General features: G+C 39.9%; 6 protein-coding genes. All 6 read left to right on the top strand.

Translation table 11 applies throughout. The features are described from left to right. Positions 1–626: 626 nt before the first annotated feature. The 6 genes from A6M55_RS15950 (at position 627) to A6M55_RS15925 (ending at position 10,607) form a co-directional block, all read left to right on the top strand. Positions 627–2,180: an alginate export family protein gene (locus tag A6M55_RS15950; protein WP_082893061.1), complete on the top strand. Its 1,554-nt coding sequence runs from the start codon at positions 627–629 to the stop codon at positions 2,178–2,180. Between the two features lie 85 nt (positions 2,181–2,265). Continuing rightward, entirely contained in the window at positions 2,266–3,468 is a 1,203-nt protein-coding gene (locus A6M55_RS15945; protein ID WP_064198519.1) for a CmpA/NrtA family ABC transporter substrate-binding protein, read from the top strand. Between the two features lie 85 nt (positions 3,469–3,553). Next, a complete protein-coding gene (gene ntrB, locus A6M55_RS15940; protein ID WP_064198518.1) occupies positions 3,554–4,369 on the top strand; it encodes a nitrate ABC transporter permease in 816 nt (271 codons plus the stop codon). Further along, positions 4,356–5,210, top strand: coding sequence for an ABC transporter ATP-binding protein (locus A6M55_RS15935; RefSeq protein WP_064198517.1), 855 nt, complete (start codon positions 4,356–4,358; stop codon positions 5,208–5,210). Before ntrB ends, A6M55_RS15935 begins: the two co-directional genes overlap by 14 nt. 232 nt (positions 5,211–5,442) lie before the next feature. Beyond that, a complete protein-coding gene (locus A6M55_RS15930; protein ID WP_064198516.1) occupies positions 5,443–6,780 on the top strand; it encodes a NarK family nitrate/nitrite MFS transporter in 1,338 nt (445 codons plus the stop codon). Between the two features lie 74 nt (positions 6,781–6,854). Next, positions 6,855–10,607 carry a nitrate reductase gene (locus tag A6M55_RS15925; RefSeq protein ID WP_082893060.1) on the top strand — a complete coding sequence of 1,251 codons (3,753 nt, stop codon included), beginning with the start codon at positions 6,855–6,857 and terminating at the stop codon, positions 10,605–10,607. The last annotated feature ends 35 nt before the right edge of the window (positions 10,608–10,642 follow it).

The following is a 10,642-nucleotide window of genomic DNA, read 5'->3' as shown; positions in this document are numbered from 1 at the left end:
TGCCACACCCTCGAAGGTGTGGCACGTTTGGTTTTATGGACGTGTGGTTTTCGTAGGAACGTCCAATCTGGATGTTCTTTGAGCGATATTTGACTATCTAACAAAATTGGTTTTAAAATTTTGAGTATTCATAATTATATTTTTCAGTGATATGAAAGTTAGGTTTTGAAAGTATAAAAATGAAAAAATATAAAAAGTAGGTTTCAGAAATGGCATAATATGGAAAATAAAATTGTATTTTTCTAAAAACAAGTTTAAGAATTAAAAGAATTTTGAGTAAAAGTGTTGAAAATGACTAAAATATGTTGTTTTGTGTTTTGAGTATAAAATATTATTTTATACATTTGAATAAGCAAAATAGAAATAGTTTAATTAAGTATAAATAACCAAAGAAAATTTTGATAGTGGGGGCTATCAAGAAATTAATTAAAAGTGCCAATCTATTATTTAACTTCTAAAACAAATGGAAACGTAGGAAAATCAGCAAAAAATTGAAAGAAATCGGGGAAAGGTAAAGTGGGGGCTTTGTCTTGAACCAAACAAAAAAACCGACTTGACATGGGGGTGTCAAATCGGCGAACGAATCGCAGAACGTAGGTATTTATTCACAATTCAATTCAAAACAAATGAAAAAAAATCTATTTAGCAAGTTTGGGCTTGCAATTTTCTTCACAGTATCTTTTTTCAAGGCATCCTATTCTCAATTTTCATTACTTGGTCAAGTCAGAACTCGTACAGAAGTTCGTGATGGTCTCGGCAACCTTGCACCACTTGGCACAAAGTATTCAGCGTTTACTTCGCAACGCACTCGTCTAACTTTTGGCTACAAATGGGACAGAGTAACTTTTGGCATGGCAGTACAAGATGTACGTGTGTGGGGGCAAGACGCTTCGTCAATCTCAAATGCTGATGGTGGTAAGTTTGGTGTGCATGAAGCATGGGCCGAAATCGTTTTAGCAAACTCGGCTGATACAACCGTAAAATTCAGGCCGATACAAAATCTTTCATTAAAAATAGGACGTCAGGAGCTTGTTTATGACGATGTTCGTTTACTCGGAAACCTTGATTGGCTACAACAAGGCCGCCGTTTCGATGCTGCTATTTTTAAAGCACAGCATTTAGGTTGGGCATTAGATTTTGGTGGTGGTTTCAATCAAAATGGTGATGCCTTTGGTACAAATGGCACTTATTATGTAGGTGGAAACGCTCCAGCATCGGTACTCTCTAACAAAAACGTAACATTGGCGATTCCAGCGGGATTTTTACCAACAGCTACAAAAGGCGGAGCTCCAGTTTTGGCAAATGCAGCCAGCACAAACGGTCAAAACCAAATGTTTAAATCGTTTCAAATGGCGTATTTGACACACAAATTCAAGCAAACTAAGTTTTCTGCACTTTTCTTCAAAGATGATTTCTCAAAATTTAGAATTGATAGTATTGGTAATGCAACTCAAGGTTACGTATATGGAAGACGTTATGATCAAACTGGTGTAAATTCTCGCCTAACTTACGGAACAATGCTTACAGGGCAATTCGGTAATGCGTCGGCCAAATTAGGTAAAATTGCATGGCAAGCGTTTGGCTATTTACAGTCTGGCACTGACCGTGATGGTTTGAAAATTAAAAAAGCATTTCATTATGGGGCAAACTTCATGATGCAAAAAGGTCTTATCAGCTTTGGGCCTGGATATGAAGTGTTATCGGGAAATGATGGTTTTACTACAAAAGCAGGTGAAACAAGCCGTTTCGACCCACTTTATGGCACACCACATAAACACTGGGGTTATATGGACTACTTTTATGTAGGTACTGGCTCGCCAGTTGGTGGTTTGCAAAATGCTTTCTTTAAGCTAAAACACGCAGGAAAACGCCTAACATCAACATTCGATATTCATTATTTTGCTTTAGCGGCCGATACTCCAAACAAAATGAAAGATGCTCCAGCAGGTGCTAAAATATCGCCAATGTTGGGTACAGAATATGACTTAGTGTTGAATTATACCCTTAATAAATTCACGGCTGTTGAGTTTGGATACTCGGTAATGAAAGGAAATAACAGCCTTGAATACGTGAAGCAAACTTCGATGGACAAAACACGTAAAACAGGCCAATGGGCTTATTTGATGCTCAATATTCGTCCTGATTTCTTCTATACAAAACCTGTTGCTATCAAGCAGTAAGTACACCCCTAACCGCTGCGGCGGACCGTACCTAAAGGGGATAAAGGACTTTATTTATTCTAAAATTTTAAATTCGATTTTCTTCATGAAAAATATAAGAAAAAATATACTCGTAGCATTTGCTTTAATTATTTCTGTTACCATCTCAGCTTTCAAATATCCAGCCGCTGAGGCAATTAAATTAGGTTTTATTCCATTGACCGACTGTGCTCCATTAGTTGCAGCAAAAGAGTTAGGTTTATTTGCCAAATATGGTGTAAACGTAGAATTGAGCAAAGAAGCATCTTGGGCAAATATTCGTGATAAAGTATTGAACGGTGAATTAGACGGAGCTCATTGTTTATTCTCAATGCCGATGTCGGTTTATACAGGAATAGGTGGAAAAGCAGGTTCCGAAATGAAAATTGCCATGACTTTAAATAATAATGGTCAAGCAATTACGCTTTCAAAAGATTTCTGTGGCTTGGTTGGTTTTAAAGATTTGAAAAAAGTAAACGCTGCAATTGCCGAACTCAAAAAACGCAAAGAAGTAACCTTCGCTATGACTTTCCCTGGTGGAACACATGATATTTGGTTAAGAAATTGGATGGCAGCAGCAGGTGTAAATCAAAAAGCGGTAGGTATTATCACAATTCCACCACCACAAATGGTTGCCAACATGAAAGTTGATAACATGGAAGGTTTCAGTGTTGGAGAGCCTTGGAATGGTGTTGCAGCGGCTCAGAATATTGGCTTTACGCATATTGCCAGCCAAGATATTTGGAAACATCACCCAGAAAAAGCATTAGTTGTGAACAGCAAATTTGCAGCAAGTCAAAAAGAAGATTTGAAAAAAGTAATGAAGGCCATTATCGAAGCTCAAAAATGGCTGGATAATATGGGAAATCGAAAAAAGGCCGCTGCTTGGTTATCGAAACCATATTATGTAAATGCTCCAGTAGCAGTTTTAGAGGCACGCTTGCTTGGCTCAAACGATTTAGGTTGTGATTTAGGCGTACAAAAATACAAAGACGATTACATGACATTCTACAACAATGGCTTAGTAGCAACACCTAAAAAGTCTTATGCCATGTGGTTCTTGGCTCAGTATGTTCGTTTCGGATATTTAAAATCTGCACCAGACTACAAAGGAATTGCCGAGAAGTTGATTTTAGATGATTTGTTTGCCGAAGTAGCCAAGGAAATGAGCGTGCCAATACAACCTGATATGCAACCTTTCAAAACCGCACTCGACGTAAACTTCGACCCGAATAATATTGCAGGATATTTATCAGCAACGAAGAAATAACACCCCCCGCCCCTAAAGGGGAGCAAACAATCTCTTTTTCAGGACTGGGTTAGGGTAAAGCATTAACATTAAAATTTTGTGTAGAATGAAAAATATACTAAATAAAATATTCAACAAATACTCCCCTTTAGGGGCTGGGGGTGTTGGGGGCCTTTACTTCCTCGGAAGTATGCTCATTCTCTTGGGCTTATGGCAATTGGTTACGATTGTAACAAAAGCCGAAATTCCAGGCCCAGTTGCTACTTGGACAGTTTTTTCAGAAATGATGGCCGAGCCATTCTATGATTATGGTCCCAACGACAAAGGAATTGGCTTGCAGCTTTGGTATTCGCTTCGTCGTGTGTTTGTGGGTTTTGCTTTGGGTAGTTTAGTTGCCATTCCTGTGGGCTTGTTGATGGGTTCTTCAAAAGTTGGCATGAATTTATTGAACCCAATCGTTCAGATTTTGCGTCCAGTTTCACCTTTGGCTTGGTTTCCATTGGGTTTGTTGGCATTCAAGGCTTCTGACCAAGCAACTATTTTTATCATAACCATTACTTCTATGTGGCCTACGCTTATCAACACAGCTTTTGGCGTCTCGTCTATTCCTTCCGACCACAAAAATGTAGCCAAAGCATTTGGCTTTTCACACTGGAAATACTTAACAAAAGTGCTTTTGCCTTATGCTCTACCGCATATCATTACGGGGCTTCGCTTGTCGATTGGTATTGCTTGGGTGGTAATTGTGGCGGGAGAAATGCTTTCGGGTGGTGTAGGAATTGGTTTCTTCGTTTGGGATTCTTGGAATGGTTTGAGTCTCGAAAAAATCCTTTCGGCAATTCTCATTATAGGAACGGTAGGTTTATTGTTCGACAAAATTTTCAATGTACTTCAAAAAGCATTTAGTTATGAAAGCAAATAATGAACTTTTAATAGATGATTCGTCATCATTTCATAAAATAGCTACCGAAACCAGTATTGAAATTAAAGATGTAACGGTTTCATTCAAATCGAAAAGTAAAGGCACTTTTACTGCCGTAAAGAACATAGACCTTACAATTGGAAAAGGCGAAATCGTGAGTATTATTGGTCACTCAGGTTGCGGAAAATCAACGTTAATGAACACAATTTCGGGCATGGTTGCTCCGTCATCGGGCGAAGTAATTGCCAACAGTAAAACCATAACTGGGCCTGGCCCTGACCGTGGAATTGTATTTCAAAATTACTCACTTTTGCCTTGGCTAACGGTCTATAAAAATGTTTTTGAGGCCGTAGATTCGGTTTTGCCGCATCTTTCAAAAGCCGAAAAAGTAGCATTAGTTGAGAAAAACCTCGAAATGGTGAATCTTTTACCACATAAAGACAAACTTCCAAGTCAGCTTTCTGGTGGAATGAAACAAAGGGTAGCTATTGCTCGTGCATTTGCTATCAACCCAAGCATTTTATTGCTCGATGAGCCTTTCGGAGCATTAGATGCCCTCACAAAAGGCTCAATGCACATCGAGTTATTGAAACTTTGGAATTTGGATAATCGCAACAAAACAATCGTTATGGTAACGCACGATATTGAGGAAGCGATTTTCTTATCGGATCGAGTTGTGGTGATGAATAACGGGCCCGCGGCAACCATCAAAGAGATTGTTGATATTCCGCTTGACCGACCTCGAAACAAAAAAGACATCATACACTTACCCGAGTATCAAGAAGTCCATGACCGATTATTGAATTTATTGTTCGATAAATTCTCAATCGAAGACCTTTAAAATAATTAAGAATGTAGAATTAAGAATTAAGACAGGTTCGTCCGTGTGATGTAGGATTGACGATAAATTATTCATTCTTAATTCTCAATTCTTAATTGTGCGAAAGCACTGAAAATCCCTCTTGGCTTTGCCAACTGGGATTTTTCCATAAATCTGTCAATTTTTGAGTATAAGTACTTATATAAATAAGTATAAGTAACTAAAATATTAAGAACTGTCAATCAAAGAAAAAATGAAAACAAGTAACGAAAACAATCACAATAACTCTCCTTTAGGGGATGGGGGTTCTCCACTTTCATCACTCAACGTACTGAGTTTTTCGGGCGTTCAGATGCGTACTTTCCACATTACGTGGTTTACATTCTTCATGTGCTTTTTTGGCTGGTTCGGACTTGCTCCGCTCATGCCAACCATTCGTGAAGATTTAGGTCTTACCAAAGCTCAAGTAGGCAATACGCTTATTGCGGCGGTTTCGGCTACAATTATTGCACGTTTACTTATCGGTCGCCTTTGCGATACTTGGGGGCCTCGTAAAACTTACACTGCTTTATTAGTATTTTCTGCCATTCCCGTTTATTTAGTTGGACTTTCGCACAGCTACGAAACTTTCCTGCTTTTCAGATTAGCCATTGGTGTTATTGGTGCATCATTCGTTATCACACAATATCATACGTCTGTCATGTTTGCACCCAACATCAAAGGAACAGCCAATGCGGTTGCTGGCGGTTGGGGAAATTTGGGCGGAGGAATTACCAATATGCTCATGCCCGTAATTTTTGCTGGAATTGTAGGCTTAGGTTATACAAAAGGTGAGGCTTGGCGTTTGGCCATGATTGTGCCGGGTACTTTGCTACTTATCAGTGCATTTTTATACTATAAATTTACTAAAGACACGCCCGAAGGAAACTACGAAGACATTAACTGTGAAGTAGCCAAGAAAGAAAAACCAAACACTATGGAAGTGGTGAAAGATTGGAGAGTTTGGGCATTGGCATTTTCCTATTCAATTTGTTTCGGAATGGAAATTACATTCGATAACGTAGCTGCACTTCACTTCGTGGATAACTTTGGCGTTGACCAAAAATTGGCAGGTTTACTGGCTGGTTTGTTTGGCTTCATGAATATTTTCGCTCGTGCCTTAGGCGGAATTTGGGCTGATAAAATTGGGAAGAAAAACGGACTTTCGGGCAAAGGAAAGCTTTTGGCAGTGCTAATTGCTATCGAGGGTATCGGATTGATACTTTTTGCGGGTTCTACTTCTTTGCCGCTGGCTATTGCTTCAATGGTTTTGTTTGCATTATTCTTAAAAATGGCCAACGGAGCAACGTATGCCTTAACGCCCTTTATCAATACTAAAAATGTAGGTATGGTGGCAGGAATAGTAGGTGCTGGCGGGAATATCGGTGGAATGTTGATGGGCTTTTTGTTCAAATCTGAAAACCTGACTTATGCCGACGCATTTCAATACATTGGCTATGCCGCCATTGTAGCTGCCGCACTTATTCTGGTAACTAAATTCTCGAAAGAAGAAAAAGTAAAAAAAGAGGCGTTGGTGGAAGAATTGGTGTAGTACCTAAAACCCCTAACGGCAGCGGCCGACCGCCCCTAAAGGGGAACAAAAAATAGGTTAAAATGTATTTGGATATGCAAAATAATAAGAAACTAAACTCCCCTTTAGGGCGGCAGCCGTTGCTGGTTGGGGGTAAATATAAAACCACTTGTTGCTACTGCGGAGTAGGTTGTGGAATTGTTGCGACCGATTTAGGCAACGGGAAAATTCATGTAGAAGGCGATAAAGACCACCCCGTAAACCGTGGAATGCTCTGCTCGAAAGGGATGAATTTGCACTATACCGTCAATGATAAATCTGACCGATTGCTGTATCCACAGATGCGTATGAATCGTAGTATGCCTATGCAACGTACCACTTGGGATGAGGCATTGGAACGTACTGCCGCTATTTTCAAGACATTCATCAGCAAATACGGCCCCGATTCGGTAGGTTTCTACGTTTCAGGGCAATGCCTTACCGAAGAATATTATCTTTGGAATAAACTCATGAAAGGCTTTATTGGCTCAAATAACATCGATACTAATTCTCGTTTGTGTATGTCGTCGGCGGTGGTTGGGTATAAGCTCTCTTTGGGCGAAGATTCTGTGCCAGTTTGCTACGATGATATTGAGCAATCAGATTGTATTTTGGTTGAAGGTGCAAATCCCGCTTGGTGTCACCCAATTATTTGGCGTAGGGTAGAGGCTCACAAAGCTGCAAATCCAAATGTGAAAATTATTACGGTTGACCCACGTTGCACACAAACGGCTACGAGTTCAGATATTCATTTGCAGATAAATCCAGGTACAGATGTTACTTTAAATCATGCTATTGGTAGAATTTTAATTGAAAACAATTGGCTTGATAATGACTTTATCCAAAATCACACCGATGGTTTTGAAGAATACAAAACAAAGGTTTTTGAACGTTCACTTGCCGAATCGGCCGAAATTTGTGGCGTTGAAGCAGAACTTATCACCAAAACTGTCTCATTGATTGCTAAAGCAAAAGGCTTTCTTTCGATGTGGACAATGGGACTCAATCAATCGGTGATTGGCGTAAACAAAAACCTCTCGCTTATTAATCTGAGCCTGATTACAGGAAAAATTGGAAAAGCTGGTAATGGGCCATTTTCGCTTACAGGTCAACCCAACGCAATGGGCGGACGAGAAGTAGGTGGCTTGGCAAATATGCTGGCATCGCATCGAGAAATTGCCAATCCAATTCACAGACAAGAAATGGAAGAGTTTTGGGGCGGAACTACAATTTCTGATAAAATAGGCCTGACAGCAACCGAAATGTTTAAAGGTTTAGAAGAAGGAAAACTAAAAGCGATTTGGATAGTTTGTACGAATCCAATGGTGAGCCTTCCCGATGCACGAATGGCCGAAATGGCCCTAAAAAATGCCAAATTTGTGGTCGTTCAAGATATTTCTAACAAAGCTGATACTATAAAATTTGCTGATGTCGTGCTTCCTGCGGCAGCTTGGGCAGAAAAAGAAGGCACAATGACCAACGCCGAGCGTAGAATTTCTTACCTCAATAAAGTAATTAATGCTCCAGCCGAAGCTCTTCCAGATGCTGAAATTATCTGCCGATTTGCCGCAAAAATGGGTTGGGGAAATAAATTCAAGTATAATAATTTTAGTGAAATCTATAAAGAATACACCGAAACCACTCGTGGAACAAATATTGATGTGACGGGCGTGAGTTATGAGTTATTGAAAGAAAGAACCATTCAGTGGCCGTGTAAGAGTTCTGAATTAAGAATTCTGAATTCTGAGTTGAAGAAAGAAGAAAATTCGCTGATTAATACCCAAAACTCAGAATCGCACGGCGAACCGTTCAAAACTCAGAATCGCACGGCGAACCGTTCAGAACTAAATTTTGGAACTACACGGCTCTTTGAAAAAGGAGAGTTTTACACTCCCAACAAACGTGCGAAAATCCATGCCGTGCCAGACGAAAATCTTTCGGAAAAATTAAGCAAAGATTTCCCTTTGATACTGCTAACTGGTCGAATTCGTGACCAATGGCATACCATGACCAAAACGGCACGTGTTAATAAGCTCAATCAACATATTCCAACACCTTTTGTCGAGATTCACCCAAAAGATGCTCAAAAGCGTGGTATCGAAGAAGGAACGATTGTGGAAGTAAATGGTAATCGTGGAAGTGTAAAAGTAAAAGCTAAATTAACCGATGCAGTAAAAATAGGTACGTGTTTTTTACCTATGCACTGGGGCCGAGTTCTGGGTAATGATTTTGGCAGGGCCAATAACCTAACCAATGTTTTGGTTGATGCTCGTTCAAAAGAGCCAGATTTTAAATTTTCGGCTGTCGATATTGTAAAATACGTAAAACCAAAAGAAAAAATAGTCATTATCGGAGCTGGTTCGGCTGGGCTGGGCTTTATATCATCTTACCGAAAACTTAACCAAAACGATGATATTGAGGTTTTTTCAAAAGAAATTTATCCTTTTTATAACCGTGTCATGCTTCCTGATTATATCAGCGGAACACAATCTTGGGAGCAACTTGTGAAACTTCGTGAAGACCAATTTTTAGAAAATAATATTAAAGTTCATAAAGGCATCGGTATCAATCATATTGACCGAAAAAATAAGATTTTAGTTGATGATTTAGGCCACGAACATACCTACGATAAGTTATTTCTCGGCATGGGAAGCCAAGCGTTTATGCCAAAAAACTTCCCCAAAATGGCAGGAATTTTCAATATGCGTAGCCGTTTAGATGCTGATACTTTATTGCCATTTCTCAAGCCGTTGCCCTCCGCTTCGCTCGGGCAACAAGGAGACAGTCTTCGGTGGGTGAGCGAAGCGGCTGGCGTTCCAGCCGAAACCAACCGAAGGCATGTTGTCATCGTTGGTGGAGGTCTATTGGGGCTTGAAATGGCCGCTTCTTTGCGAGAGATTGAAATAAATGTAACCGTCGTGCAGCGTATCGGTAGATTCATGGACCGCCAACTTGACCCACTTGGAAGTGATATTTTGCACGAAGAAATCGTAGCTCGTGGCATTGATGTGTTTTACAATGATGAAGTTGAACAGTTTTATGGTACCGAAAAAATCGAAGGTATTCGACTAAAATCAGGTCAAAAATTAGATTGCAACGCCATTATTGTGGCCGCAGGAACAATTCCAACCATCCAACTGGCCAAAGAAGCAGGATTGGACTGTAATCGAGGAGTAGTTGTGAATGATTATTTACAAACTTCTGACCCCGATATTTTTGCTTGTGGCGAAATTGCCGAGTGGAAAAAGCAAATGTGGGGTATTACAGCCGCTGCCGAGCAACAAGCCGAAGTAGTAGCCAAATTCTTGGCTGGCGATTTATCAAGTTTCTATAAAGGAAGCCTTTCGATGAATCTTCTGAAAATGCACGGATTGAACCTTTGTTCGTTGGGTGTAGTCGAAATTCCTGCGGGAAGCACTGATTATGAGGAAGTTACATTTATTGATAAAGCCAAGCATTATTACAAAAAGTGTATCATTCATAACGATAGATTAGTTGGAGCAATTTTAATTGGCGATAAATCGGAGTTTCTCGAATTCAGAGATTTAATAGCCAACGGCATCGAATTATCAGAAAAACGTTTGGCTTTGCTTCGTTCGGGCAAAATTTCCGAGCCAGTTTTAGGTAAATTAGTGTGTTCGTGCAATAACGTTGGGCAAGGAAATCTCGAAAACGCCATCAAAGGCGGATGCACTGATTTTACGCAACTTTGCCAAAAAACAGGAGCAGGCACAGGTTGCGGAAGCTGCCGCCCCGAAGTCAGAATGATTTTGGAGAATGTGGGAAAAGAGGCGTTGGTGGAGGTTTAGTTTGATTTTGAAATTGCCTTTTATAAATTTGTTTT

The organism is Emticicia sp. MM (assembly GCF_001649495.1).
This window is presented reverse-complemented; position numbering and strand designations above follow the sequence as displayed.